Source organism: Pseudomonas sp. SJZ079 (genome assembly GCF_007993865.1).
Lineage (GTDB): Bacteria > Pseudomonadota > Gammaproteobacteria > Pseudomonadales > Pseudomonadaceae > Aquipseudomonas.
Genome location: NZ_VIUH01000008.1, coordinates 108413 through 133591, shown reverse-complemented (window position 1 = coordinate 133591; position 25179 = coordinate 108413). Strand labels below are relative to the sequence as shown.

The 25179-nt window shown below is 58.9% G+C and carries 28 protein-coding genes and 1 tRNA gene; 4 read left to right on the top strand and 25 right to left on the bottom strand.

The window, feature by feature from the left end; all coding sequences use genetic code 11:
- Window positions 1–145: 145 nt before the first annotated feature.
- From der to trmJ, 19 genes are all read right to left on the bottom strand, one after another.
- Window positions 146–1615 (bottom strand): ribosome biogenesis GTPase Der, encoded by a 1470-nt coding sequence (gene der, locus FBY03_RS10115; RefSeq protein ID WP_147172064.1) that lies wholly within the window; start codon window positions 1613–1615, stop codon window positions 146–148.
- A gap of 124 nt (window positions 1616–1739) precedes the next feature.
- On the bottom strand, window positions 1740–2882 hold the full coding sequence (gene bamB, locus FBY03_RS10110; protein ID WP_371920765.1) for an outer membrane protein assembly factor BamB: 1143 nt from the start codon (window positions 2880–2882) through the stop codon (window positions 1740–1742).
- A 1-nt stretch (window position 2883) separates the two neighbouring features.
- Complete coding sequence (locus tag FBY03_RS10105) at window positions 2884–3528, bottom strand: tetratricopeptide repeat protein (RefSeq protein ID WP_147172062.1); 645 nt, start codon at window positions 3526–3528, stop codon at window positions 2884–2886.
- Between the two features lie 34 nt (window positions 3529–3562).
- The gene (gene hisS / locus FBY03_RS10100; protein ID WP_147172061.1) at window positions 3563–4852 is read right to left on the bottom strand and encodes a histidine--tRNA ligase; all 1290 of its coding nucleotides are present in this window, start codon (window positions 4850–4852) and stop codon (window positions 3563–3565) included.
- A 34-nt stretch (window positions 4853–4886) separates the two neighbouring features.
- A complete protein-coding gene (gene ispG / locus FBY03_RS10095; protein WP_147172060.1) occupies window positions 4887–5999 on the bottom strand; it encodes a flavodoxin-dependent (E)-4-hydroxy-3-methylbut-2-enyl-diphosphate synthase in 1113 nt (370 codons plus the stop codon).
- Window positions 6000–6002: 3 nt separating this feature from the next.
- On the bottom strand, window positions 6003–6998 hold the full coding sequence (locus FBY03_RS10090) for a RodZ family helix-turn-helix domain-containing protein (RefSeq protein WP_147172059.1): 996 nt from the start codon (window positions 6996–6998) through the stop codon (window positions 6003–6005).
- Window positions 6995–7756, bottom strand: coding sequence for a type IV pilus biogenesis/stability protein PilW (pilW, locus tag FBY03_RS10085; RefSeq protein ID WP_147172058.1), 762 nt, complete (start codon window positions 7754–7756; stop codon window positions 6995–6997). Before pilW ends, FBY03_RS10090 begins: the two co-directional genes overlap by 4 nt.
- Before the next feature lie 10 nt (window positions 7757–7766).
- A complete protein-coding gene (gene rlmN, locus FBY03_RS10080; RefSeq protein ID WP_147172057.1) occupies window positions 7767–8915 on the bottom strand; it encodes a 23S rRNA (adenine(2503)-C(2))-methyltransferase RlmN in 1149 nt (382 codons plus the stop codon).
- A 24-nt stretch (window positions 8916–8939) separates the two neighbouring features.
- Window positions 8940–9371, bottom strand: a complete 432-nt coding sequence (ndk, locus tag FBY03_RS10075) for a nucleoside-diphosphate kinase (protein WP_025165067.1) — start codon at window positions 9369–9371, stop codon at window positions 8940–8942.
- 100 nt (window positions 9372–9471) lie between these two features.
- Entirely contained in the window at window positions 9472–9672 is a 201-nt protein-coding gene (gene iscX / locus FBY03_RS10070; RefSeq protein WP_147172056.1) for a Fe-S cluster assembly protein IscX, read from the bottom strand.
- A 23-nt stretch (window positions 9673–9695) separates the two neighbouring features.
- Window positions 9696–10034 (bottom strand): ISC system 2Fe-2S type ferredoxin, encoded by a 339-nt coding sequence (gene fdx / locus FBY03_RS10065; RefSeq protein WP_147172055.1) that lies wholly within the window; start codon window positions 10032–10034, stop codon window positions 9696–9698.
- Between the two features lie 2 nt (window positions 10035–10036).
- Window positions 10037–11902 (bottom strand): Fe-S protein assembly chaperone HscA, encoded by a 1866-nt coding sequence (gene hscA, locus FBY03_RS10060; protein ID WP_147172054.1) that lies wholly within the window; start codon window positions 11900–11902, stop codon window positions 10037–10039.
- A gap of 53 nt (window positions 11903–11955) precedes the next feature.
- Window positions 11956–12477 (bottom strand): co-chaperone HscB, encoded by a 522-nt coding sequence (gene hscB, locus FBY03_RS10055; RefSeq protein WP_147172053.1) that lies wholly within the window; start codon window positions 12475–12477, stop codon window positions 11956–11958.
- A gap of 8 nt (window positions 12478–12485) precedes the next feature.
- A complete protein-coding gene (gene iscA, locus FBY03_RS10050) occupies window positions 12486–12809 on the bottom strand; it encodes an iron-sulfur cluster assembly protein IscA (protein WP_025165062.1) in 324 nt (107 codons plus the stop codon).
- A gap of 12 nt (window positions 12810–12821) precedes the next feature.
- Window positions 12822–13208, bottom strand: a complete 387-nt coding sequence (iscU, locus tag FBY03_RS10045) for a Fe-S cluster assembly scaffold IscU (protein ID WP_147172052.1) — start codon at window positions 13206–13208, stop codon at window positions 12822–12824.
- Between the two features lie 41 nt (window positions 13209–13249).
- Window positions 13250–14464: an IscS subfamily cysteine desulfurase gene (locus tag FBY03_RS10040; RefSeq protein WP_147172051.1), complete on the bottom strand. Its 1215-nt coding sequence runs from the start codon at window positions 14462–14464 to the stop codon at window positions 13250–13252.
- 49 nt (window positions 14465–14513) lie between these two features.
- On the bottom strand, window positions 14514–15005 hold the full coding sequence (gene iscR / locus FBY03_RS10035; RefSeq protein WP_147172050.1) for a Fe-S cluster assembly transcriptional regulator IscR: 492 nt from the start codon (window positions 15003–15005) through the stop codon (window positions 14514–14516).
- A gap of 138 nt (window positions 15006–15143) precedes the next feature.
- On the bottom strand, window positions 15144–15923 hold the full coding sequence (gene cysE / locus FBY03_RS10030) for a serine O-acetyltransferase (protein ID WP_147172049.1): 780 nt from the start codon (window positions 15921–15923) through the stop codon (window positions 15144–15146).
- On the bottom strand, window positions 15916–16695 hold the full coding sequence (trmJ, locus tag FBY03_RS10025) for a tRNA (cytosine(32)/uridine(32)-2'-O)-methyltransferase TrmJ (protein WP_178090623.1): 780 nt from the start codon (window positions 16693–16695) through the stop codon (window positions 15916–15918). Before trmJ ends, cysE begins: the two co-directional genes overlap by 8 nt.
- 146 nt (window positions 16696–16841) lie before the next feature.
- Between trmJ and suhB the strand changes: the two genes are divergently transcribed.
- Entirely contained in the window at window positions 16842–17657 is an 816-nt protein-coding gene (gene suhB / locus FBY03_RS10020) for an inositol-phosphate phosphatase (protein WP_147172047.1), read from the top strand.
- A gap of 88 nt (window positions 17658–17745) precedes the next feature.
- Here suhB and FBY03_RS10015 read toward each other — a convergent pair whose 3' ends face one another.
- The 6 genes from FBY03_RS10015 to queA form a co-directional block, all read right to left on the bottom strand.
- Window positions 17746–18282: a glycine zipper 2TM domain-containing protein gene (locus FBY03_RS10015; RefSeq protein ID WP_147172046.1), complete on the bottom strand. Its 537-nt coding sequence runs from the start codon at window positions 18280–18282 to the stop codon at window positions 17746–17748.
- A gap of 127 nt (window positions 18283–18409) precedes the next feature.
- Window positions 18410–19315, bottom strand: a complete 906-nt coding sequence (secF, locus tag FBY03_RS10010; RefSeq protein WP_147172045.1) for a protein translocase subunit SecF — start codon at window positions 19313–19315, stop codon at window positions 18410–18412.
- 9 nt (window positions 19316–19324) lie between these two features.
- Window positions 19325–21193 (bottom strand): protein translocase subunit SecD, encoded by a 1869-nt coding sequence (gene secD / locus FBY03_RS10005; RefSeq protein ID WP_147172044.1) that lies wholly within the window; start codon window positions 21191–21193, stop codon window positions 19325–19327.
- 62 nt (window positions 21194–21255) lie between these two features.
- Complete coding sequence (gene yajC, locus FBY03_RS10000) at window positions 21256–21588, bottom strand: preprotein translocase subunit YajC (RefSeq protein ID WP_147172043.1); 333 nt, start codon at window positions 21586–21588, stop codon at window positions 21256–21258.
- A 39-nt stretch (window positions 21589–21627) separates the two neighbouring features.
- Entirely contained in the window at window positions 21628–22743 is a 1116-nt protein-coding gene (gene tgt, locus FBY03_RS09995; RefSeq protein WP_178090626.1) for a tRNA guanosine(34) transglycosylase Tgt, read from the bottom strand.
- A 14-nt stretch (window positions 22744–22757) separates the two neighbouring features.
- A complete protein-coding gene (gene queA / locus FBY03_RS09990; protein WP_147172041.1) occupies window positions 22758–23807 on the bottom strand; it encodes a tRNA preQ1(34) S-adenosylmethionine ribosyltransferase-isomerase QueA in 1050 nt (349 codons plus the stop codon).
- Between the two features lie 113 nt (window positions 23808–23920).
- On the opposite strand from queA, the gene FBY03_RS09985 reads away from it, so the two are divergent.
- The 3 genes from FBY03_RS09985 to FBY03_RS09975 all read left to right on the top strand — a co-directional run bounded on the left by FBY03_RS09985 (window position 23921) and on the right by FBY03_RS09975 (window position 25159).
- Window positions 23921–24005 (top strand) — tRNA-Leu (locus FBY03_RS09985).
- 336 nt (window positions 24006–24341) lie between these two features.
- Window positions 24342–24554 carry a cold-shock protein gene (locus FBY03_RS09980; RefSeq protein ID WP_010486675.1) on the top strand — a complete coding sequence of 71 codons (213 nt, stop codon included), beginning with the start codon at window positions 24342–24344 and terminating at the stop codon, window positions 24552–24554.
- A gap of 110 nt (window positions 24555–24664) precedes the next feature.
- Complete coding sequence (locus tag FBY03_RS09975) at window positions 24665–25159, top strand: RDD family protein (RefSeq protein WP_147172040.1); 495 nt, start codon at window positions 24665–24667, stop codon at window positions 25157–25159.
- The last annotated feature ends 20 nt before the right edge of the window (window positions 25160–25179 follow it).

Below are 25179 nucleotides of genomic sequence, written 5' to 3'. Positions count from 1 at the left end.
ATGCGCAAAAGGCACCCGAAGGTGCCTCTGCGGGCCGAGCAAGCCCGACTCCGTAATGCCACTGCCGGCGGGTGGGCAAAGTCGGGCGAACCTGTCGCTCACCCCGCAGCGTTGACTCTTCTAGCGGGCTAAAAGCGTAGCAAGATCACTTCTTGTCTTTACGCTTCTTCTCGGCCTTCTTGTGGTGGCTCATCAAGCGGCGCTTCTTGTTCACCTGGCGGTCAGTGAGGGTGTTCTTGTTGCCCTCGTAGGGGTTCTCCCCGCCCTTGAACTCGATTCGAATCGGCGTACCGACCAGCTTGAGTACCCGCCGGTAGGTGTTTTCCAGGTAGCGGACATAGGCCTTGGGCACCTTATCCACCTGATTGCCGTGGATCACGATCAACGGCGGGTTGGCGCCGCCGAGGTGGGCATAACGCAGTTTGATCCGGCGATTGTTGACCATGGGCGGCGCGTGATCGCCGACCGCATCTTCGAGGATCTGCGTCAGGCGGTTGGTTGGCCAGCGGGTGATCGCCGACTTGAACGAGGCCTGCACCGACTTGTACAGGTGACCGACACCGGTGCCATGCAGGGCCGAGATGAAGTGGATGTCGGCGAACTCGACGAAGAACAACCGCCGCTGTAGCTCGGTCTTCACGTAATCGCGCTCGCCGGGCTCCATGCCATCCCATTTGTTCAGCGCGATGACCAGGGCGCGACCGCTTTCCAGCACGAAGCCGAGCAAGTTGAGGTCGTGGTCGACCACCCCTTCGCGGGCATCCATGACGAACACCACGACGTTGGAGTCCTGGATCGCCTGCAGGGTTTTCACTACCGAAAACTTTTCCACCGCTTCGAAAATCTTGCCGCGGCGGCGTACCCCAGCGGTGTCGATCAGGGTGTATTTCTCATCGTCGCGCTCAAACGGGATGTAGATGCTGTCCCGCGTGGTGCCGGGCTGGTCATAAACAATCACCCGGTCTTCACCGAGCATACGGTTGACCAGGGTCGACTTGCCGACGTTGGGCCGGCCGATGATTGCCAGCTTGATCCCGTCCTTTTCACTCGGCCCCGGAATCCGCTTGGCCTCCTCGCCTTCGGCGACTTCCTCATCCTCGATCGACTCGGCTTCACCGGCATCCTTGGGGAAACCGCCCAATACCGCTTCGAGCATCTGGGTGATACCCCGGCCATGCGCACCGGCGACGGCCAATGCCTCGCCCATACCCAACGGGCTGAACTCGGCACGCGCCAGATCGGGGTCGATGTTATCGACCTTGTTCACCACCAGAAAGGTGTGTTTGTTGCGTTTGCGCAGGTGCTCGCCGATCATCTGGTCGGCCGCCGACAACCCGGCCCGGGCATCCACCATGAACAGAACCGCATCGGCCTCTTCGATCGCCTGCAGCGACTGCTCGGCCATCTTCTCGTCGATGCCCTCCTCATCCCCGGAGATACCACCGGTGTCGATAAGGATGTAGGTCCGTCCCTGCCACTTCGCCTCACCGTATTGACGATCACGGGTTAAGCCCGACAGGTCGCCGACAATTGCGTCGCGGCTCCTGGTCAAGCGGTTAAAGAGGGTGGACTTGCCGACGTTAGGGCGGCCCACCAGGGCAATTACGGGAACCATTCGGCTCTCCACTTCGTTATTTCAAAAAATACAAAAGCCGCTGCATAGGCAGCGGCCGGAAATTATCGCGGCATCACGATGGCTGCAATGCGCTATCGAGTGCATTGCAGCTTAGCCAAACCTGCTAGCGAATGGTCAGGGCAACCAGCTTGCCGCCATTGCCGTAAGCATACAACCAGCCGCCCACCACCAGCGGACGGGCACGCAGGCCATCGCTGTCAACGCGAACACGGCCGACAAAGCGACCATCGACCTGACTGATCAGGTGCAGGTAACCTTCCAGATCACCGAAGGCCACATAGCTGGAGAACACCTCGGGTGCCGACAACTGACGACGGGCCAAGGCATCGTTGTTCCACAAGGCCGAGGCAGAGCGTTCATCAATGCCCTCCACGGTCCCGTTGGCCAAGCTGACGTAGACGTTACCGAAACCCTGGGCCACGCCTACCGAACTGGAAGCTTCGCGCTGCCACAGTATGCGACCGCTTTCCAGCTCCAGTGCGGCAACCCGGCCCTGATAACTGACCACATACAGGGTACCGCCGGAGAGCAGTAGGCCACCGTCGATATCGACCACTCGATCCAGTTCGGAACGGCCTTGCGGGATCGCCACGCGTTGCTCCCACACTGGCAAGCCGCGCTGGGCGTCAAGGGCGATGACCTTGCCGCTGGACAGACCGGCAATCGCCAGACGGTTGGTCAACACCGGGCTACCAGTGCCGCGCAGAGTCAGTACCGCCGGGGTGCTTTCGTAAATCCAGCGCTGGCTGCCGGTATCGGCATCGAGTGCAATCAGGCGGTCATCCTGGGTCTGTACCAGCACCACGTCGCCGTTGATCGCCGGCGCCGCCAGGACTTCACTGGTCACCCGCGCCCGCCACTTTTCCTCGCCAGTGCTGGAATCCAGGGCAATCACTTCACCCTTGAGGGTACCGAGCAACACCAGGCCATAACCGGCGCCCACCGCGCCGGACACCGGCGCCTCGAGATCCTCTTTCCAGATCACCTCTCCGGTCATGCGGTCGAGCGCCATGACCAGCCCCTCGACGTCGGCGGCATAGATACGTTCGCCATCGACAGCCGGTACCAGCATGTTGAAGGTTTCGCCCTGGCCTTCGCCAATCGAACGGCTCCACTCCTTCTGCAGCTGCACTTCTTCTGTGAAGTCAGGCAAGTCAGCCGGTGGCAATTCCTTTTTACTGTTGCTGCTGCAACCCACGACCAGAACGGCCAGGGCCAGCAGTGCGGCATTCTTCCAGCGCATCACGTCACGCATCCCCTTTCGCCAGGTCGTCGAGCTTCATTTGCAAACCGCCCACGGCGGCATCGTCAGACAGTGCTGCCTTGGCTTTCACATAGGCGGCATGCGCTTCATCGCTACGGCCCAGTTTTACCAACAAGTCACCCTTGAGTTCTTCGCGGCCGGCCAGATACGCCTGATCGACATCGCCTTCGAGCAGCTTGAGCGCCTCCTCGGCCTTGTCTTGCGCGGCCAACACGCGGGCAAGCCGCTGGCGAGCCAGTTCGGCCAAGGTCGCATCCGCCGGCGCATCGACAATCGCTTGCAGCGCAGCGGCGGCATCGTCCAGCTGGTCGGCCTCGACCGCCACCTTGGCGGCAAACAGGCTGGCGTACTGGGCGTAATGAGTGCCCGCGAAATCGCTGTTAAGCTTACCCGTCAGCTCGGCGACCTTGGCCACATCGGGCTGACCGCTCGGGTTCAGTACGGCTTCCAGCAACTGCTGGTAGAGCAGCGAAGCACTCTGCTGCTGGTTGGCCTGGTATCTTTCCCAGCCCTGCCAGCCGAATACGATCACCAGCGCCAACACACTGCCGGTGAGCAGCGGCTTGCCATTGCGTGACCACCACTCCTTGACTACCGCCAGCTCTTCTTCATCGGTACGCGAAACCACCCCAATACTCCTATTCGCTAAATCGGCGTGTGCCTTAAGCCTGCTCGAGGCAGGTTGTCAGGTGCTCGGCTAGAGCGCCCCAGGCGATACTCTGCTGCTCGCCCTGATCGCGCAGCGGCTTGCAACCTACCACTTGCTGGGCCAGTTCGTCTTCACCCAAGATCAGGGCATACAGCGCACCGCTCTTGTCGGCCTTTTTAAATTGGCTCTTGAAACTACCCGCACCGGCATTCACCTGCAGACGCACGCCGGGTAACTGGTCACGCAGGCGCTCGGCCAGGCTCAGCGCGGCCAACTCCGCCGGCTCGCCAAAAGCGCACACATAGAGATCAACCTGACGGGCGATTTCCGCCGGCACTTTACCCAGGGTTTCAACCAACAGCACCAGGCGCTCGATCCCCATGGCAAATCCCACACCCGGGGTCGGCTTGCCGCCCATCTGCTCGACCAGACCATCGTAACGGCCACCGGCGCATACGGTGCCCTGCGCACCGAGTTGGTCGGTGACCCACTCGAACACGGTCTTGCTGTAATAATCCAGACCGCGAACCAGCTTCGGGTTGATCACATAAGGAATACCCGCCGCATCCAATCGCGCCTTCAGCCCTTCGAAATGCACGCGGGACTCGTCATCCAGGTAATCCGCCAGCTTGGGCGCATCGATCAGCAGGGCCTGAGTCTCAGGCGACTTGCTGTCGAGAATCCGCAGCGGGTTGCTACTCAGACGACGGCGACTGTCCTCGTCGAGCCGATCGGCACGTGCCGCCAGGTATTCGACCAGCGCCTCACGGTAAGTGGCGCGCGATTCGCTGGTGCCCAGACTGTTCAGCTCCAGGGTCACCGCGTCACGAATCCCCAGCAAGCCCCAGAGACGCCAGGTCAGCACGATCAACTCGGCGTCGATGTCCGGGCCGTCGAGGTTGAACACCTCCACGCCGATCTGGTGGAACTGACGGTAACGGCCTTTCTGTGGTCGCTCATGGCGGAACATAGGGCCTATGTACCAGAGCTTTTGAGTTTGCCCAGCCCCCGCCAGGCCGTGCTCGAGCACCGCGCGTACGCAGGCGGCAGTGCCTTCGGGGCGCAGGGTCAACGAATCGCCATTGCGGTCGGCAAAGGTGTACATCTCTTTTTCGACGATGTCGGTGACTTCGCCGATCGAGCGCTTGAACAGCTCGGTGAACTCGACGATCGGCATGCGTATCTGCCGATAGCCATAGCCATCCAGCAGACGCGCCACGCTGTCCTCGAAGTAACGCCAAAGCGGGGTCTGTTCAGGCAGGATGTCATTCATGCCACGAATGGCTTGCAGGGACTTGCTCAATTCAATTCCTTAGACGCTCGTGGGTCCGAGAGGCTCAACCGCGTACGATCAGGGCCGCATCGGCAGCCACCTTCTCGGCCGCTTTCTGCCGAATCAGCCTTTCCAGCTCATCCACCAGGTTATCGTTATTCAGTTTTCGCGCCGGTTTGCCGTCGATGTAGATCAGGTTGCTCGGCGAACCGCCAGTCAGACCGACATGCGCCTCCTTGGCTTCGCCCGGGCCATTGACCACACAGCCGATCACCGCCACATCGAGCGGCACCAACAGGTCCTCCAGACGCCCCTCGAGATCGTTCATGGTTTTCACCACGTCGAAATTCTGCCGCGAGCAGCTCGGGCAGGCGATGAAATTGATGCCACGGGAACGCAGACGCAGTGACTTGAGAATGTCGTAGCCGACCTTGATCTCTTCTACCGGATCGGCCGCCAACGAGATACGGATGGTATCGCCAATCCCCTCGGCCAGCAGCATGCCCAGGCCGACGGCCGACTTCACCGTACCGGAACGCAGGCCACCAGCTTCGGTGATGCCCAGATGCAGCGGCTGCTCGATTTGCTTGGCCAACAGACGATAGGCCGCGACCGCCATGAATACGTCCGAAGCTTTGACGCTGACCTTGAAGTCGGGAAAGTTCAGGCGATCCAGGTGCTCGACATGACGCAAGGCCGACTCGACCAAGGCTTCTGGGGTCGGTTCGCCGTATTTCTTCTGCAGGTCTTTTTCCAGAGAACCGGCGTTGACGCCGATGCGAATCGGAATGCCCTTGTCACGCGCGGCTTCAACCACAGCGCGAACCCGATCTTCGCGACCGATATTACCTGGATTGATGCGCAGGCAATCGACGCCCAGTTCGGCCACGCGCAGCGCGATCTGATAATCGAAATGAATGTCGGCGACCAGCGGCAAGTTGACCAGCTTCTTGATTTTGCCGAACGCCTCGGCGGCGTCCATGTCCGGCACCGAGACCCGCACGATATCCGCGCCGGCCTCTTCCAGGCGGCGGATTTGCGCCACGGTCGCGGCCACGTCGTTGGTGTCGGTGTTGGTCATGCTTTGCACCGAAATAGGCGCATCGCCGCCCACAGGCACCTGACCAACCCAGATTTTGCGCGACTGGCGACGCTTGATCGGTGATTCGCAGTGCATGGCTTACAACCCCAACTTCAGGCGTGCAGTTTCGCCAGTTATGAAGGGCGAAACATCGACGGCTTGGCCGTTGTAACTCACCTGAGCGCCCCGGGCGAAGCCCAGTCGCAGCTCCAAGGGCGCCTTACCCACGATTTTCAAGCTTTCGCCACCGCGCTTGAGGGCACTGAACAGAATCTTGCCATTGGCGTCGGTCAGTTGAGTCCAGCAGTCGGCGGTGAAGGTCACATTCACCTGGCCTTGTCCTGCGGCCAACACGGGTTCCGCAGCGGGCGCGGGGCTGTCGACGGCGGCGCTCTCGACTGCGGAGTCCGGCTCGTCCGCCAGCGCATCGTTCGCTGCCGCACCGGCACTGGTTTGCGGCTGCACCGGGGCGTCGGCTAGCGCCTGCTCCTGCGCAACCTCCGTTTCAGATTCTGCGGTCGGCTCGGCGGAAATGCTCGGCAAGCTCAACTCGATGCCGCCTTGGGCGGCCATGACGGCCTGATCCTCAGGCTCATCCAGCGGATGAATTTGCGTGGTGCCATCCGCACCTTCGACTTCGACATGTTCAATGCTGGTCGCAGTCGACTCATCCGTTTGTCGCTCAGTGTGTTCCTGCCACCAATACAAACCCGCGCCGACCAGCCCCAACAGCAAGGTAAAGCTGATGAAGCGCAAGATACGCTGCGAGTAACTCGCCGGCTGCTCGATGCGCCCCAGGCTGTGCACACTGCTGCCTGCCGCATCGGTGCCGGTGAACTGGTCGAACTCCAGCACCAGACGATTTTGATCCAGTTCCAGCAACTTGGCGTAAGCGCGAATATAACCGCGAGCAAAGGTGCTACCGGGCAATTTGTCGAAATCACCGTCTTCAATCTGGCTCAGGCGTTGAGACGTCAGATTCAAGCGCTCAGCCGCTTCGGCAACCGTCCAGTTTTTACTCTCGCGGGCCTCGCGCAGGGACTCACCGGGATTGACGCGCTGAACTGTTACAACTTCAGGATGAGCCGCTTTCATCTTTGCTCCGACAGGTATTGCTGATATTCCGACGTACCGGGATAGAGACGCTTCAATTGCAGACCGAGGCTAGCGGCTTTATCACGGTCCTCAAAAATTGTCGCCAGACGCGTACCCAGCAACAGGCTGCGAGCGTCCTGCTCGACCAAGGCGCTATAGCTGTCGTAATAGCCGCGGGCTGGGACGTAGGCTTTGTCTTCATAGGACATCTGCGCCATTTCCATCAGGGCCTTAGGCTGACGACTGTTGAGCCGCAGCGAGCGCTGAAAGTACAGTTTTGCCTGTTCACGCTGTTTTAGCTCCAGGGCGGTCAAGCCGAGGTTCTCGAACACCCGTGAACGCTCGGGATAAAGAGTGTCCTGGGCCGCTTGCTGATAGCGTTCAAGAGCTTCCTCGTAACGCTTCTGCTCGAACAGAAAGCTGCCGTAGTTGTTCAACAAGCGGGCATCGTCACCGCGCTGCGACAGCGCCTTACGGTAATGCTCATCGGCCAACTTGGGCTCCATTTCGACCTGAAACACCAACGCCAGCGCAGCATGCGCATCGGCACTGGACGGGTCGAGATCGAGGGCTTTTTTCAGCGGGACCTTGGCGCGACCACTGGCGCCCTGCTGCAAATAGCCAATCCCCAGCTGGATATAGGCATCACGGGCCTCATCGCGCCCCTTGTCGGTTCTCATTGGATCTACATCGCCGGTCGAGACGCAACCGACCAACAGGCTGGCGACTAACAAGAACAGCGCTGGGCGCAATAGCATTAATTTCCCCTTAGGTTTTCTGATCGGCGGAACGCTGCGCATCGGTTTCGTGGCTCAACTGACGCACGGCAATATAGCGTTCGCTACGGCGAGTACGGTCCATTACCTGGCCGACCAACTGTCCACAGGCGGCATCAATGTCCTCGCCACGCGTCGTGCGCACGGTGACGCTGTGTCCGGCTTTGTGCAGCAGGTCCTGAAAGCGGCGAATGGCATTGTTACTCGGCCGCTCGTACCCGGAGTGGGGGAAAGGATTAAACGGAATCAGGTTGATCTTGCAAGGTACTTCTTTGAGAAGTGCGATCATCTCCTCAGCATGTTCGGGCTTATCGTTGACATCCTTGAGCAGGGTGTACTCGATGGTCAGCACACGTTTTTCGCCAAGACCGGAGATATAACGCTTGCACGCGGCCAGCAGCATCTCCAGCGGGTACTTCTTGTTGATCGGCACCAACTGGTTACGCAGCGCATCGTTGGGTGCATGCAGCGACAGCGCCAGAGAGACGTCGATGACCTCGCCCAGCTTGTCGATCATAGGCACCACACCCGAGGTGGACAGCGTCACCTTGCGTTTGGAGATGCCATAACCGAGGTCGTCCATCATGATTTTCATGGCGGCGACCACGTTGTCAAAATTCAGTAACGGCTCGCCCATGCCCATCATCACCACGTTGGTGATGGCGCGATCGATTTTCGCTGGCACGGAGCCAAAAGACTTATTGGCGATCCATACCTGACCGATCACTTCGGCGGCACTCAGATCGCTATTGAAACCTTGTTTACCGGTGGAGCAGAAGCTGCAATCCAACGCACAGCCAGCCTGCGACGACACACAGAGCGTGCCTCGCGAGCCTTGCGGGATATACACAGTCTCGACACAGCTGCCGGAAGCTACACGCACCACCCACTTACGGGTGCCGTCAGTCGAGATATCCTCACTGACCACTTCGGGCCCACGAATCTCAGCACAGATCTTGAGCTTTTCGCGCAAGACCTTGCTGACATTGCTCATGGCATCGAAATCATCGACACCAAAATGGTGAATCCACTTCATCAGCTGACCGGCACGGAAACGTTTTTCTCCGATGCTATCGAAGAACTGTTCCATTTCTGCCTGGGTCAGACCCAGCAGGTTAATTTTACCGGTAGCTTCAGTCATGGCTTCACCCTCGCACCATTCGCCTTAGCGAATGCGCGCGCAGACCTCGGTGGCCGCAAAGAAGTAGGCGATTTCACGAGCGGCGGACGCCTCGGAATCGGAACCGTGTACGGCGTTTTCGTCGATGGAAACCGCGAAATCGGCACGGATGGTGCCAGCGGCGGCTTCTTTAGGGTTGGTAGCGCCCATCAGCTCACGATTCTTGGCGATGGCACCCTCACCTTCCAGCACCTGGACGATAACCGGACCGGAAACCATGAAAGCCACCAGATCTTTGAAGAAGCCACGCTCGCTGTGCTCGGCGTAGAAACCGCCCGCTTCGCGCTCGGACAGCTGAACCATCTTGGAGGCAACGACACGCAGACCCGCTTTTTCAAAACGAGTAACGATCTCGCCAACCACGTTCTTGGCAACAGCGTCCGGTTTGATGATGGAAAAAGTACGTTCAACAGCCATGAAAAACTCCAGAAACAAGGATTAAAGCGAAAAATTAAACCCGCGGATTATACGCGGGTTACGGTTAAATGCGTAGGGCGGCGCCAGTACGGCGCACAGCTCAGCCGGCCTCTTCGATCCAGGCGGCCTGAATCGCCTCCAGAACCTTCTCCCCACCTCGCTGCGCATCATCGGCGAACTCCGGCAAATCCATCACCCAGCGGTGCAGATCGACGAAATTGACGAAACGCGGATCGACATCGGGCTTGCTCTCCGCCAACTGGATGGCGATTTCCAGTACATCAGTCCACTGCAGACTCATGACCTGCTCCTATGACGAAATGATCAGTGACCTTCGGACACCTGGTTGATGGTGTACTTGGGAATCTCTACCACCAGATCCTGCTCAGCGACTACCGCCTGGCAGGACAACCGCGAGGTAGGTTCCAGCCCCCAGGCCTTATCGAGCATGTCGTCTTCCAGCTCGTCGGAAGGCTCCATGGAATTGAACCCCTCACGAATCACCACATGACAGGTGGTACAGGCACAGGACTTTTCGCAGGCATGCTCGATATCGATACCATTGCGCAATGCAGCGTTGAGCACAGTTTCGCCTGCCTGCACTTCGAACACCGCCCCCTCAGGACAATGCTCGGCGTGGGGCAGAAAAATGACCTGCGGCATGCTTACTCCTCAATCTCATTAAGACTACGGCCCGCCAGCGCGGACTTTACCGTTGCATCCAGGCGACGCGCGGCGAAGGCGTCGGTCACCTGGGTCAGACGCTTGGTCTGTCGCTCGATGGCCAAGCCATCGCTACTCGCCATCAACTCACGCAACTGTTGCATCTGCGCGTCGATTGCCAGGCGCTCATCGGCTTCCAGCAAGCGTTCGCCATCCACTTCCAGGGCAGCCTCAACCGCCTCAAGCAGACGCTGCGCATCCACCTGTTGCTCACGCAACACACGCGCCACCTTGTCATCGCCGGCATGCTGGAAGGAGTCCTGCAGCATTCTGGCAATTTCGCCATCGGTCAGACCGTAGGATGGCTTGACCTGGATGCTCGCCTCAACGCCCGAGGCCAACTCACGTGCCGAGACACTGAGCAAGCCATCTGCATCGACCTGGAAGGTCACGCGAATCTTCGCCGAGCCGGCAACCATGGGCGGAATACCGCGCAACTCGAAGCGTGCCAGGGAACGACAATCACTGATCAATTCGCGCTCGCCCTGCAGCACATGAATCATCATGGCCGTCTGACCATCTTTGTAGGTGGTGAACTCCTGAGCACGCGCCACCGGGATAGTGGTGTTGCGCGGAATAACCTTTTCCATCAAGCCGCCCATGGTCTCCAGACCGAGCGACAATGGAATCACATCCAGCAGCAATAGCTCTTCACCGTCGCCACGCTTATTACCGGCCAGCGTATCGGCCTGGATCGCCGCGCCAATGGCGACCACCTGATCCGGATCAATATCGCTCAACGGCTCGCGCGCGAACAACTCGGCGACCGCCTGACGCACACGCGGTACCCGTGTGGACCCGCCGACCAGCACTACCGCCTCGACCTCTTCGATCTCGATGCCGGCATCGCGCACCGCACGCCGGCAAGCCTTGAGGCTGCGCGCAACCATCGGCTCGATCAGCTCAGCAAACGCCTCTCGGGTCAGCAAACCAGACCAAACGCCATGACTCACCTCAACCGAGGTATCAGTGGTCAACGCCTCTTTCGCCGCACAGGCCTCGCTCAACAGTGTGCGCTGCGCGCCCGGATCGAGATCGGCAGACAAGCCAGCCTGCTCGACTATCCAGCCGGCGATGGCATGATCGAAATCATCGCCACCCAGCGCGCTGTCGCCGCCGGTAGCCAGTACTTCGAACACGCCAGCGGTCAGACGCAGAATCGAAATATCGAAGGTACCGCCACCCAGGTCATAGATCGCCACCAGGCCCTCGGCCTGCTGATCCAAGCCATAGGCCACGGCAGCAGCGGTCGGCTCATTGAGCAGACGCAGCACGCTCAGACCGGCCAAACGCGCGGCATCCTTGGTTGCCTGACGCTGCGCATCATCGAAATAGGCTGGCACGGTAATCACCGCACCGACCAACTCGCCGCCCAACACGGCCTCCGCTCTATGGCGCAGTGCCTTGAGGATGTCGGCAGACACTTCCACCGGGCTTTTCGGCCCCTGCACGGTGTCGATGAACGGCATATGCGACTCGCCATCGACAAAGCGATAGGGCAACTGCTCACCCAACTGCTTAACATCGGCCAGGCCGCGCCCCATCAGGCGCTTGACCGACAACACGGTGTTCAGCGGGTCGCCGGGAGCAGCCAATTTGGCGGCTTCGCCCACTTCGACGCGATCAGCGTGGTAGCGCACCGCCGACGGCAGGATCAGCGCGCCTGCGGCATCGGCCAGCGGCTCGGACAGTCCACTGCGCACCGCAGCGACCAGCGAATTGGTAGTACCCAGATCAATCCCCACGGCCAGCCGACGCTGGTGTGGCTGGGGGCTCTGTCCGGGCTCAGCGATCTGCAGTAGGGCCATGATTAATAAATGCTTATCTGAATATCAGGCGCGCCAGACTGGCCGCGCGAGTGTTAATCGTCGAGGCGCTCTTCCAATTGGCGCACCTCGTGGGAAAGTTTGTCGAGAAACTGCATGCGACGCATTAGGCGCTCGGCCTCTTCGCGGCGCAGGGGATCATCCCAACAAACGGCAAAGCTCTCGTTCAGCTCATCCTGAGCAACTTTCAGGCGCCGCTTGAACGTCGCCACGCCACTCAGGTCGGCGCTGTCTTGCAGATCTTCGAGCTCTTCGCGCCAATGCATCTGCTGCATCAGGAAGCCAGGGTCTTGCACCGTGACTTCAAGCGGCAACTCCGGCCCACTCAGCGCAAGCAGATAGCGCGCGCGCTGCGGTGCGTTCTTCAACACCCGGTAAGCCTCATTGAGGCTCGCAGACTGCTCCAGCGCCAAGCGTTGATCTCGCTCGGAGGCATCGGCAAAACGATCCGGATGCACCTGCCGCGCCAGCTCGCGATAACGCACGGCCAACCGCTCAAGGTCCAAACGAAAGCTGGGTTGCAGCTCAAACAAGGCGAAATGACAAGGACTACCCACAACGCGCCTCAGATATTGAAGCTCTCGCCGCAGCCACATTCGCCACGCACGTTAGGGTTATTGAACTTGAACCCTTCGTTCAAGCCCTCCTTGACGAAATCCAGCTCGGTACCATCGAGGTACACCAGGCTCTTGGGATCAATGATCACCTTGACCCCGTGACTCTCGAACACCTGATCCTCACTGGCGGTTTCGTCGACGAACTCCAGCACATACGCCAGGCCAGAGCAACCGGTCGTGCGAACGGCCAGGCGGATACCCTCACCCTTGCCTCGCCCATCGAGAGAGCGACGCACATGCTGAGCGGCAGCTTCGGTCATGCTGATAGCCATCGACAACCTCCTTTAGAGCAAGCCTTTCTTCTGCTTGTAATCGCGTACGGCCGCCTTGATGGCGTCCTCGGCGAGCACCGAACAGTGGATCTTCACCGGTGGCAACGCCAATTCTTCGGCGAGCTGGGTGTTCTTGATGGTTTCCGCCTCATCCAGCGTCTTGCCCTTCATCCACTCGGTAGCGAGGGAGCTGGAGGCAATCGCGGAACCGCAGCCGTAAGTCTTGAACTTGGCGTCTTCGATCACACCCAGCTCGTTAACCTTGATCTGCAGGCGCATCACGTCGCCGCAGGCCGGCGCGCCGACCATGCCAGTGCCGACACTGGGATCTTCCGCGTCCATCTTGCCGACGTTGCGCGGGTTCTCGTAGTGGTCAATGACCTTTTCACTGTAAGCCATGCTGTTATTCCTCTCTCATCAGGCGCCGCTCATCGGCAGCTTTAGTGTGCCGCCCATTCGACCTTGGACAGATCGACACCTTCTTTGAACATATCCCACAGCGGCGACAACTCGCGCAGCTTGGTGACCGCCTCGCGAACTTTCTGCGCGGCATAATCGATATCTGCTTCAGTGGTAAAACGACCGAAGCTGAAACGAATTGAACTGTGCGCTAACTCGTCGTTACGACCCAAGGCACGCAGAACGTAAGACGGCTCCAGCGACGCAGAAGTACAGGCCGAACCCGAAGACACGGCGAGGTCTTTCAGCGCCATGATCAGCGACTCACCTTCTACATAGTTGAAGCTCAGGTTGAGGTTATGCGGTACGCGGGCAGCCATGCTGCCATTGACGTAGACCTCTTCCATCCCCTCAAACTGCTGATAAAAACGATCACGCAAAGCCAAAATCCGCTGATTCTCCTGCGCCATCTCTTCCTTGGCGATACGGAAGGCCTCGCCCATGCCGACGCACTGGTGCGTGGCCAGGGTGCCAGAACGCATACCGCGCTCATGGCCACCACCATGGGTCTGAGCCTCAAGGCGGACACGCGGCTTACGCCGCACATACAAGGCACCAACGCCCTTGGGGCCGTAGGTTTTGTGTGCCGAAAACGACATCAGATCGACATTGAGTTTTTCCAGGTCGATCGCAACCTTGCCGGTGGACTGCGCCGCATCCACATGGAAGAACACGCCACGCGAACGGGTCAGCTCGCCAATCGTAGCGATATCGTTGATCGTGCCGATTTCATTGTTCACGTGCATGATCGACACCAGAATGGTGTCCTCACGCAACACCGCCTCAACCATCGCCGGCGTGATCAAGCCATCTTCGCCCGGCTCGATGTAAGTCACTTCAAAACCTTCACGCTCCAGTTGGCGCGTGGTATCCAGCACGGCTTTGTGCTCGATCTTCGAGGTGATGATGTGCTTGCCTTTGCTGCTGTAGAAGTGAGCAATACCCTTGATTGCCAGGTTGTCGGACTCGGTGGCGCCGGAGGTCCAGACAATCTCGCGCGGATCGGCGTTGACCAGCTCGGCGACCTGGCGGCGAGCGTTCTCTACCGCTTCTTCGGCCTTCCAGCCGAACACGTGGGAACGCGACGCCGGGTTACCGAAGTTGCCATCCACCAACAGGCACTCACTCATCTTCTGCGCAACACGCGGATCGACCGGTGTCGTCGCGGAATAATCGAGGTAAATCGGCAATTTCATTGATTCTCTCCTATCAGTCGTCAGGCCTTGCAGGCCGACGCCCTATATTTCATTCGACGGTGGACGCTTCAATTTTATCCAGGCGCGGCATCCCGCCATGACAATGGCGCTGATCCTGGCGCTGGGCGACTTCTTGCACCTCACGGCGAGTAACCAAATCAGCCAGACTGATACCGCTGAGGAATTCGTGAATTTGGTGGCTGAGGTCGCACCACAGATGGTGGGTCAGACAGGTGTCGCCGGCATGGCAATCACCCTGGCCTTGGCAGCGCGTGGCATCGACCGACTCATTAACCGCATCGATCACCTCTGCCACCTGTATCCCCTGCATATCGCGGGAAAGCTGATAGCCACCACCCGGACCGCGCACGCTGGAAACCAGATTTCCGCGGCGCAGTTTGGCGAACAGCTGTTCCAGGTAGGACAGAGAAATGCCCTGCCGTTCAGAGATATCGGCGAGGGACACCGGCCCATGCTGTGCATGCAGCGCCAAGTCGAGCATGGCGGTGACGGCATAACGGCCTTTGGTGGTCAGTCGCATGAAGGGTTACCACGGGAATTTCAGTGTGCGCGAGTATGCAATTCCCGAGCATTTAAGTCAACTATAAGACCTAGCGTTTTACTCGGGATTAGCAGCAGCGAAGGGTGGGCAGCATAGCAAAACGCCCACCCCGCCGCATCACCCTGCGGGCTTGCCGTCTGGCTCCTTGACGACACACGCAAAGTCCTCATCGCGCAACGCCGGTAGATCCTTGCCGCAATAGTCGCTACCCAGCTCCTTGAGCGCACCACACATACCCTCCAGCCGCCCATCCACTGCATGCAAGTGATCGAGCAACTGGCCGATGGCTCGCGCGACCGGATCCGGCATGTCCTGACTGACGCCATAAGCATCGAAGCCCAACTTCTCGGCGATCGCCTGCCGCTTGGCTTCCTGCTCATCATCTACCTTGACGATAATCCGCCCCGGTATACCGACTGCCGTAGCGCCTGCTGGCACCGCCTTGGTCACCACCGCATTCGAGCCAATCTTGGCGCCCGCACCCACGGTGAACGGCCCCAACACCTTGGCCCCCGCCCCAACCACCACACCATCCTCCAGAGTCGGATGGCGCTTACCCTTATTCCAGCTGGTACCGCCCAGCGTCACCCCCTGATACAGGGTGACATCATTACCAATCTCGGCCGTCTCGCCGATGACGATCCCCATACCATGATCGATAAAGAAACGCCGGCCTATCTTCGCACCCGGATGGATCTCGATCCCGGTCAGCCAACGCCCAAAATTCGACACCACCCGCGCCAGCCACTTCCAGCCGGACACCCACAACGCATGCGCCACACGATGCAACCACACGGCGTGCAAACCCGGGTAGCAGGTGACCACCTCCAGCGTATTGCGCGCAGCCGGATCTCGATGAAACACGCTCTGGATATCTTCTTGCATACGCTCAAACATCAGACTTCCCCCGCCCTCGGTGCTCACCGCGCGCAGCCTTGACGGTTTCCGTCAAAATGCCACGCAAGATATTCATTTCCAGCTTGCTGACGCCGCTGCGCCCATACAAACGCCGCAAGCGACTCATCAAGTGCCGCGGTTTGGCCGGATCGAGAAAATCAATTTCGATCAAGGCGCGCTCAAGGTGCACATAAAAGGACTCCATTTCATCCGCCGTCACCGGCTGCGAACTCTGTATCGCCGTGGTTTCCAGCTTGGCCATCTTGGTCGGCATATTCTGCACCGCCAGCCAGGCCATGCGCACCTCATAAGCCAGCACTTGCACAGCCGCCGCCAGATTCAACGAGCTGAAGTCGGGATCCGTCGGGATGTGCACATGAAACTGACAGCGCTGCAGCTCTTCATTGGTCAGGCCAGCGTATTCTCGGCCGAACACCAAAGCCACCTCACCGCCTAGCAGCGCCTGCTCACAGACAGCCGCCGCACACTCCCGAGGATCGAGCAACGGCCAAGGAATCCGCCGATCACGTGCACTGGTTCCAAGCACCAGGCTGCAACCGACCAGCGCCTCCTCAAGCGTGCCGACCACCCGTGCCGCATCGAGAATATCAGTAGCCCCCGAGGCACGCGCCACCGCATCGCCACTGGGAAAATCCATCGGATCAACCAGCACCAGTTGCGACAGACCCATATTTTTCATGGCGCGCGCAGCCCCACCGATATTGCCGGGATGACTGGTATTGACCAGAACCACTCGTATATTTTGCAGCAACGGCAACACTCACACGGACAGCAAAGGGGGAACAAATCTTACAGAACCCCTTCCACTAATGCCATGCAAGACACAGGCAACTCTTCATCCGCCAGGCTTTTCTGCTAGAATGGCCGGCTTTCTTTAACGACCCAGGTGAAACATCCATGCAGCCCATGCTGAATATCGCGCTGCGCGCAGCCCGTAGCGCCGGTGAAATGATCTTCCGCTCTACCGAACGCTTGGACGTCATCTCGGTCGACGAGAAAGATGCCAAAGATTACGTGACCGAGATTGACCGCTCTGCCGAGAATCTGATCATTCAGGCCCTGCGCAAGGCTTACCCGACTCACGGCTTTCTCGGCGAAGAAAGCGGCCTGACCGAAGGCAGTGGTGATGGCGCAGATTACCTGTGGATCATCGACCCACTGGATGGCACCACCAACTTCGTCCGCGGCATCCCACACTACGCCGTCAGCCTGGCCTGCAAATACCGCGGCCGCCTCGAGCATGCCGTGATCATCGACCCGGTCCGCCAGGAAGAGTTCACCGCCAGCCGCGGTCGTGGCGCAGCCCTCAACGGCCGCCGCCTGCGCGTCAGCACCCGCAAGAGCCTAGACGGCGCACTGCTCGGCACCGGCTTCCCGTTCCGCGACAGCCAACTCGACAACCTGGAAAACTACCTGGGCATGTTCCGCAGCCTGGTTGGCCAGACTGCCGGGGTACGCCGCGCTGGCGCCGCCAGCCTGGACCTGGCCTATGTCGCCGCAGGGCGCTTCGATGCCTTCTGGGAATTCGGTCTATCCGAATGGGACATGGCCGCCGGCGCCCTGCTGATCCAAGAGGCAGGCGGCCTGGTCAGCGACTTTAGCGGCAGCCACGAATTCCTTGAGAAGGGTCAAATCGTCGCTGGCAACACCAAGTGCTTCAAGGCTGTACTGACGGCGATTCAGCCACACCTGTCTGCGTCACTGAAACGATAAAAAGCGCTGCACAAAAAAAACCGGCCAAGTGTCGGTTTTTTATACCCATAAAAAAGCGCCCCGCAGGGCGCTTTTTTATTATTTGGTTTTACTGAGCTGTTTCGACCAGCACCAACTGACCATCTTTGACTGGGATCCGAGCGCCCGGATCACGCTGCATGCGCACCTGAGCGACCTTGCCGTCCAATTGATACTTCACGTCGTAACCAACCAACTTGTCACTGGTGTCGGTGACGGTGTTGCAGCGGGTTTCCGTAGTGGTGTAGGTATCATTGGCCTGCATACTGCCCTGCACCTTGTTGCCGGCATAACCGCCGCCGACCGCGCCAGCCACCGTGGCGATCTTTTTACCGGTGCCACCACCTACCTGATTGCCAAGCAACCCACCAACCACCGCACCGATCGCCGTACCGGCAATTTTATGCTGATCCTTGACCGGTCTCTGTCGGGTCACAGCGACGTCCTTGCACACTTCTCGCGGAGTCTTGATGGTTTCCTTGACCGGCTGCACAGCAAGAACTTCCGCATACTCAGGGCCACTTACCAGGTTGTAAGTTGCAACAGCACCACCTGCAGTGACACCCACCGCACCCAGCACCGCACCAACGAGCATTGATTTGTTCATGACAATCTCCTGACCTTCACGCTAAGTGGCGAATTACGCCTTTTGTTCCAGCCTTCGACTCTCGTGACTCACAGCAAGTTCCACCCCCATGAGCCGCACAGCACTCACTGCGAGAGAAGCTGAAACCTCAAGGACGCTCATCGACCTCTTCGGCCACCACCGGTGGAATCAGATCCTCGACAGTCAGGCTGAGCCACACCAGTACCACGTTGGCGATGTAGACCGACGAATAGGTACCGGCAAATACACCAATAAACAGCGCAATGGAGAAACCAAACAGGTTATCGCCCGCAAACACCAACAAGGCCGCGATCGCCAACAGCGTGGAAATCGAGGTGGCCAAGGTGCGCAACAGGGTCTGCGTGGTGGAAATATTGATGTTTTCGATCAAGCTAGCCTTGCGCAGCACACGGAAATTCTCGCGCACGCGGTCAAACACCACGATGGTGTCGTTCAACGAGTAGCCGATAATTGCCAGTATCGCCGCCAGCACAGTCAGATCGAAGGTAACCTGGAAGAACGACAGGATACCCAGCGTCACCACAACGTCATGCACCAAAGACACGATGGCGCCCACGGCAAATTTCCACTGAAAGCGGAAGGCCAAGTAGAGCATGATTCCGCCGAGCGCCAAGAGCATGCCGATACCGCCCTGATCGCGTAGCTCCTCACCAACCTGAGGGCCGACAAACTCGACCTTGCGCACCTCAAGGTGATCACCCGACTGCCGCAACGCTGCAGCGACCTTATTGCCCAGATCGGGATCATCGCCCTGCATGCGCACCACCACATCGGTGGTCGCCCCAAAGCTCTGCACCACGGCATCGGCAAAACCGGCACCAGCAAGCTGTTGACGAATATTGCCGAGGTCGGCCGGCTGCTCGTAACCCAACTCGATCTGAGTGCCGCCGGTAAAGTCCAGGCCGTAATTCAAACCATTGAAAAACCAGCTACCCAACGCCAGCAGGGTCAGGAACAGCGTGAAGGCGAACGCAATATTGCGCGCCCCCATGAAGTTGATCGTACGATTCATCTCAGCCCCTTAAACCCACAACTTCTTGAAGTCACGCCCGCCGCAGGTCAGGTTGACCATGGCACGCGTCACCAGAATGGCGGTGAACATCGAGGTGAGAATGCCCAGGGACAAAGTCACCGCGAAGCCCTTGACCGGCCCCGTACCCATCGCGAAGAGAATGCCGCCGACCAACAAGGTGGTCAGGTTGGCGTCGATAATCGCCGAATAGGCCCGATCGAACCCCTCATGAATGGCGCGCTGCACCGACATGCCATTGGCGATTTCCTCACGAATGCGCGAGAAGATCAGCACGTTGGCATCCACCGCCATCCCCATGGTCAGGACGATACCGGCGATCCCGGGCAGGGTCAGGGTCGCACTCAACAGCGACATCAGCGCCAGCAGCAACACCATGTTGAAGCCCAGGGCGATGGTCGCCAGCACCCCGAAGAAGCGGTAGATGGCGATGATGAACAGCGAGACGAACAACATGCCCCACAAGGACGCCTCAACACCTTTGGCGATGTTGTCAGCGCCCAGGCTCGGGCCGATAGTGCGCTCTTCGGCGAAATACATCGGCGCCGCCAGACCACCGGCACGCAACAGCAGGGCCAACTCCGACGATTCACCCTGCCCATCCAGACCGGTAATGCGGAACTGACTGCCAAGCGGCGACTGGATGGTCGCCAGACTGATGATCTTCTTCTCTTCGACGAAGCTCGGGATTCCGACTTCTTTCTCGACCCCATCAACCACCTGACGAACATAGCGGGTCATCGGCTTCTGCTCGATGAAGATAACCGCCATGCTGCGCCCAACATTATTGCGCGTCGCCCGGTTCATCAGGTCGCCACCATGGCCGTCCAGACGAATATTGACCTGGGGCCGACCATTTTCGTCGAAGCTCGCCTGGGCATCGGTGACCTGGTCACCGGTGATGATCAGCTCGCGCTGCAACTGTACCGGCGGCCGACCTTCCGTACGAAACTCAAAGGTTTCGGTAGAGGCTCTCGAAGCGTCTAGCTCAGCTTCCAGACGGAATTCGAGGTTGGCCGTCTTGCCAAGAATACGCTTGGCTTCGGCGGTATCTTGCACACCCGGCAGTTCCACCACGATGCGGTTAGCACCCTGACGCTGAACCAGCGGCTCAGCCACACCCAGCTCGTTGACCCGGTTACGCACCGTGGTCAGGTTCTGCTTGATCGAGTATTCGCGAATCTCCACGAGCTTGGCTTGAGTCAGCGTCAAACGCAGGACCTGCAAACCACTGCGCTCAGCCGAGGTCAGCTCGAAATCGTTGAAATCCTTGCGGATCAAGCGCTGCGCCTTTTCCAGCGTCGCCTCATCGGTGAAACCCAACTGAATCGCACCGTTGAGCTCAGGCAAACTGCGGTAGCGCACGCGCTCTTTGCGCAGCAGGCTCTTCACTTCGCCTTCATACACCTTGCGCCGCGCATCGAGCGCCTTATCCATGTCCACTTCCATAAGGAAGTGCACACCACCCGACAAGTCCAGACCCATTTTCATCGGACTGGCGCCGAGGTTACGCAACCAATCGGGTGTGGTCTGCGCCAGGTTCAGCGCGACCACGAAATCCTCGCCCAGCGCCTTGCGCACAACATCCTTGGCCGGCAGCTGGTCTTCTTGCTTTACCAGACGCAGCAAGCCGCCCTTGCCCTGCTTCGCCAGGCTCGTCGCCTTGACCGCGATACCCGCCTCGCTCAGCGCGTGACTGGCACGTTCAAGATCAGCTTGCTCGACCCGCATGGCCGTGCTGTTGCCGCTGATTTGGATTGCCGGATCATCTGGATAAAGATTTGGCGCGGAATAAAGAAAGCCAATCGCCAGCACGGCCGCGATAAGCAGGTACTTCCAGAGGGGAAATTTATTGAGCATGACGCCGCCCGTTATGACGCGGGGCGCATGAAGCGCCCCGTCGAATGGTAAAGGTGTGAAACTTAGATGGCTTTCAGCGTGCCCTTCGGCAGGGTGGCAGCGATGGCCACTTTCTGAATTTTCAACTCAACGGTATCGGATACTTCGATCACCACGAAGTCATCGGAAACCTTGATCACTTTGCCGGCGATACCACCCGTGGTCACCACCTCTTCACCCTTCTGCAGGTTGCCGATCAGGTTCTTGTGCTCTTTGGCACGCTTGGCCTGCGGGCGCCAGATCATCAGGTAGAAAATGACCAGAAAGCCAACCAGAAACACCCACTCGAAGCCACTACCGACAGGGCCAGCGGCGGGAGCGGTTTCGGCGTAAGCGGCGGGAATCAAAAAGCTCATTTAACACTCCAGTTAGACAGGTCTTAAAACGTTGATTTATCAGTCGAGCGGCGGTGTTGGCAAACCTCGCCGAGCATAGAAGGCATCGATAAAGGCGGCCAATGTACCTTGTTGAATAGCCTCGCGCAAACCAGCCATCAGCCGCTGATAATGACGCAAGTTGTGGATTGTATTGAGCATGCTACCCAGCATTTCCCCACATTTATCCAAGTGATGCAGGTAGGCACGGGAGAAATTTTTACAGGCGTAACAATCGCACGCGGGGTCGAGTACCGAGTCATCGTGTTTGTGTACCGAGTTACGGATTTTCAGCACGCCAGTCTCGACGAACAGGTGGCCGTTGCGCGCATTACGCGTCGGCATCACGCAGTCGAACATGTCCACCCCACGCCGCACGCCTTCGACCAAATCTTCCGGCTTACCCACGCCCATCAAATACCGTGGCTTGTCCGCCGGCATCTGCCCTGGCAGGTAGTCCAGCACGCGCAGCATTTCCTCTTTCGGCTCGCCGACGGACAAGCCGCCAATTGCCAAGCCATCGAAGCCGATTTCGTTCAAGCCCTCCAGTGAACGCCTGCGCAACTCTTCATGCATGCCGCCTTGAACGATGCCGAACAACGCCGCCGTGTTCTCGGCATGCGCATCTTTCGAACGCTGGGCCCAGCGCAGCGACAACTCCATCGAGCGCTTGGCCACATCGAACTCGGCCGGATAAGGCGTGCACTCGTCAAATATCATCACGATATCGGAACCCAGGTCGCGCTGGACCTGCATCGACTCCTCCGGCCCCATAAAGACTTTCGAACCATCCACCGGCGAGGCGAAGGTCACCCCTTCCTCCTTGATCTTGCGCATGGCACCGAGGCTGAACACTTGGAAACCACCGGAATCGGTGAGAATCGGCCCCTGCCACTGCATGAAATCATGCAGGTCGCCGTGACGCTTGATCACCTCGGTGCCCGGACGCAACCACAGGTGAAAGGTATTGCCGAGAATCATCTGCGCGCCAATGGCTTCAATGTCGCGCGGCAACATGCCTTTGACCGTGCCATAGGTGCCCACCGGCATAAACGCCGGCGTCTCGACCACACCACGCGGAAAGGTCAGACGGCCACGACGCGCCTTGCCGTCAGTCGCCAACAATTCGAAAGACATGCGACAGGTGCGCGTCATACTTGATCCTCTGGCCCGCGAGGCGCGGGGTTGCGGGTAATAAACATGGCGTCGCCATAACTGAAGAAGCGATACCCTTCGGCGATGGCACTGTTATACGCCGCCATGGTTTCCGGGTAACCGGCGAATGCCGAGACCAGCATCAGCAAAGTCGATTCCGGCAGATGAAAATTGGTGACCAGAGCATCGACCACATGCAGCGGCCGTCCCGGGTAGATAAAGATGTCGGTATCGCCACTGAATGGCTTGAGCACACCATCACGCGCCGCACTTTCCAGCGAGCGCACGCTGGTGGTACCCACTGCGATGACCCGGCCGCCACGCGCACGGCAGGCCGACACGGCATCCACTACCGCCTGACCGACCTCCAACCACTCGCTGTGCATGTGGTGATCCTCGATGCGCTCTACCCGCACCGGCTGGAACGTACCCGCACCAACATGCAGGGTGACGAAAGCAGTTTCCACGCCTTTCGCCGCAATGGCTGAGAGCAAGTTCTTGTCGAAATGCAGACCAGCGGTTGGCGCCGCGACCGCTCCGGCACGCTCGGCATACACGGTCTGATAACGTTCGCGGTCTGCGGCATCGTCAGCCCGGTCAATATAAGGTGGCAACGGCATATGCCCCACGCGTTCGAGTAACGGCAGCACTTCCTCGGTGAAGCGCAATTCGAATAGTGCGTCATGCCGGGCCAGCATCCGAGCCTCACCGCCACCATCGATCAGGATCGTCGAACCCGGCTTGGGCGATTTGCTCGCACGCACATGCGCCAACACCCTGTGACTGTCCAATACGCGCTCGACCAGCACTTCCAGCTTGCCGCCAGAAGCCTTCTGCCCAAACAGTCGCGCCGGAATCACCCGGGTATTGTTGAACACCATCAAATCGCCGGGACGCAGATACTCCAGCAGATCGGGGAATTGACGATGAGCGAGAGCACCCGTTGGACCATCCAGCACCAGCAAGCGGCTGGCATGGCGCTCAGCCAGCGGGTATCGGGCGATCAGAGACTCGGGTAGCTCGAAATGAAAGTCGGCAACACGCATGGGATGAGGGAGGTCATATAGCAGGGCGCAAAAGCTTACCGGAAATAGCTGATTTTGACCACGAAAGTGGATTGACCAAGGACAAAGGCCTCCCTATACTTCGCCGCCATTGTGCCCCGGTGGCGGAACCGGTAGACGCGGCGGATTCAAAATCCGTTTTCGAAAGAAGTGGGAGTTCGAGTCTCCCCCGGGGCACCATAATCCTTTCAGTTGTTTGGCTCACACCAAGCAACGCGCAATACCCGCTTAAGCTGCAGCTACTGCACGATCAAGCACAGATTCAAACCTGCACTACAGCCCATTAAACAGCCGGTATCAGGCGCTTCACTAGCGCGGTACGGGGGTTGGCATTTGCCTGGGAGTTAGCGTAGAGTAATTGAACTGTGTTTGCATGGGTCGCTTTGAATCGTGACCTGGTGCAGTAGATCCTTCAGATCCGCTACATCCCGCTCGACTTCTATTACTCTTTGCAACCAGTCTCAGTCCTCTACTTTTTAGAGGCTGTCATTAACTATAGTTTCAAGGAAATAAGACATGTCGAATCGTCAGAACGGTACCGTCAAGTGGTTTAACGACGAGAAAGGTTTTGGTTTTATCACTCCCGAAAGCGGTCCGGATCTGTTCGTGCACTTCCGCGCAATCGAAGGCAACGGCTTCAAGAGCCTGAAAGAAGGCCAGAAAGTCAGCTTCGTAGCTGTGCAAGGTCAAAAAGGCATGCAGGCTGACCAGGTTCAAGTCCAGGAATAAGCCGCTTCCCTGAAAAACCCCTGATGGCGACATCAGGGGTTTTTTTATGCCTATGATTGCCGCTACTCGCAGCCACAAGCCTTATGAGCCTTACCGCTATCGAGCCCGCCATGCCGAAACATCTACTGCGTCCCCAGGGTGACTTTCCTGCAGCAGGCCTGCCCCGCCGGCTTGCCGCCATGTTCTACGATTTATTACTCTGCCTGGCCCTGCTCATTGTCGTGACCTTCAGCTATAAGCTGGCCCTCATGGGTTTTTACGGCGAAGCGCAGCTCAAGCAACTGTCGGATTCCGGCGCACTGGATGGCGACCCCCTCCTATCCAGCCTGTTGCTGCTCAGCCTATTCGGCTTCTTCAGCAAATTCTGGACGCATAACGGCCAGACGCTAGGCATGCAGGTCTGGGGCGTACGCATCCAGAATACCGATGGCACCGCCATCAGCCTATGGCAAGCACTCCTGCGCTTCGTAGTTGCCATGGCTTCCTGGCTGCTGCTAGGCCTGGGCTTTCTCTGGGTGCTTTGGGATAAGGAAAGCCGCAGCTGGCACGACATTTATTCCGACAGCCGCACCGTGCAGCTACCCAAGCACACTCACAAAAAATAACCCGCAAACGAAAGAGCCGG

What these genes read in the sequence shown, in the direction of transcription:
- der (WP_147172064.1), bottom strand. Translation starts at nt 1,615, where the DNA reads ATGGTTCCCGTAATTGCCCTGGTGGGCCGCCCTAACGTCGGCAAGTCC.
- ispG (WP_147172060.1), bottom strand. Translation starts at nt 5,999, where the DNA reads ATGCACTGCGAATCACCGATCAAGCGTCGCCAGTCGCGCAAAATCTGG.
- FBY03_RS10090 (WP_147172059.1), bottom strand. Translation starts at nt 6,998, where the DNA reads ATGAAAGCGGCTCATCCTGAAGTTGTAACAGTTCAGCGCGTCAATCCC.
- pilW (WP_147172058.1), bottom strand. Translation starts at nt 7,756, where the DNA reads ATGCTATTGCGCCCAGCGCTGTTCTTGTTAGTCGCCAGCCTGTTGGTC.
- rlmN (WP_147172057.1), bottom strand. Translation starts at nt 8,915, where the DNA reads ATGACTGAAGCTACCGGTAAAATTAACCTGCTGGGTCTGACCCAGGCA.
- ndk (WP_025165067.1), bottom strand. Translation starts at nt 9,371, where the DNA reads ATGGCTGTTGAACGTACTTTTTCCATCATCAAACCGGACGCTGTTGCC.
- iscX (WP_147172056.1), bottom strand. Translation starts at nt 9,672, where the DNA reads ATGAGTCTGCAGTGGACTGATGTACTGGAAATCGCCATCCAGTTGGCG.
- fdx (WP_147172055.1), bottom strand. Translation starts at nt 10,034, where the DNA reads ATGCCGCAGGTCATTTTTCTGCCCCACGCCGAGCATTGTCCTGAGGGG.
- hscA (WP_147172054.1), bottom strand. Translation starts at nt 11,902, where the DNA reads ATGGCCCTACTGCAGATCGCTGAGCCCGGACAGAGCCCCCAGCCACAC.
- iscA (WP_025165062.1), bottom strand. Translation starts at nt 12,809, where the DNA reads ATGGCTATCAGCATGACCGAAGCTGCCGCTCAGCATGTGCGTCGCTCT.
- iscU (WP_147172052.1), bottom strand. Translation starts at nt 13,208, where the DNA reads ATGGCTTACAGTGAAAAGGTCATTGACCACTACGAGAACCCGCGCAAC.
- FBY03_RS10040 (WP_147172051.1), bottom strand. Translation starts at nt 14,464, where the DNA reads ATGAAATTGCCGATTTACCTCGATTATTCCGCGACGACACCGGTCGAT.
- iscR (WP_147172050.1), bottom strand. Translation starts at nt 15,005, where the DNA reads ATGCGACTGACCACCAAAGGCCGTTATGCCGTCACCGCCATGCTCGAC.
- cysE (WP_147172049.1), bottom strand. Translation starts at nt 15,923, where the DNA reads ATGTTTGAGCGTATGCAAGAAGATATCCAGAGCGTGTTTCATCGAGAT.
- suhB (WP_147172047.1), top strand. Translation starts at nt 16,842, where the DNA reads ATGCAGCCCATGCTGAATATCGCGCTGCGCGCAGCCCGTAGCGCCGGT.
- FBY03_RS10015 (WP_147172046.1), bottom strand. Translation starts at nt 18,282, where the DNA reads ATGAACAAATCAATGCTCGTTGGTGCGGTGCTGGGTGCGGTGGGTGTC.
- secF (WP_147172045.1), bottom strand. Translation starts at nt 19,315, where the DNA reads ATGAATCGTACGATCAACTTCATGGGGGCGCGCAATATTGCGTTCGCC.
- secD (WP_147172044.1), bottom strand. Translation starts at nt 21,193, where the DNA reads ATGCTCAATAAATTTCCCCTCTGGAAGTACCTGCTTATCGCGGCCGTG.
- yajC (WP_147172043.1), bottom strand. Translation starts at nt 21,588, where the DNA reads ATGAGCTTTTTGATTCCCGCCGCTTACGCCGAAACCGCTCCCGCCGCT.
- tgt (WP_178090626.1), bottom strand. Translation starts at nt 22,743, where the DNA reads ATGTCTTTCGAATTGTTGGCGACTGACGGCAAGGCGCGTCGTGGCCGT.
- queA (WP_147172041.1), bottom strand. Translation starts at nt 23,807, where the DNA reads ATGCGTGTTGCCGACTTTCATTTCGAGCTACCCGAGTCTCTGATCGCC.
- FBY03_RS09980 (WP_010486675.1), top strand. Translation starts at nt 24,342, where the DNA reads ATGTCGAATCGTCAGAACGGTACCGTCAAGTGGTTTAACGACGAGAAA.
- FBY03_RS09975 (WP_147172040.1), top strand. Translation starts at nt 24,665, where the DNA reads ATGCCGAAACATCTACTGCGTCCCCAGGGTGACTTTCCTGCAGCAGGC.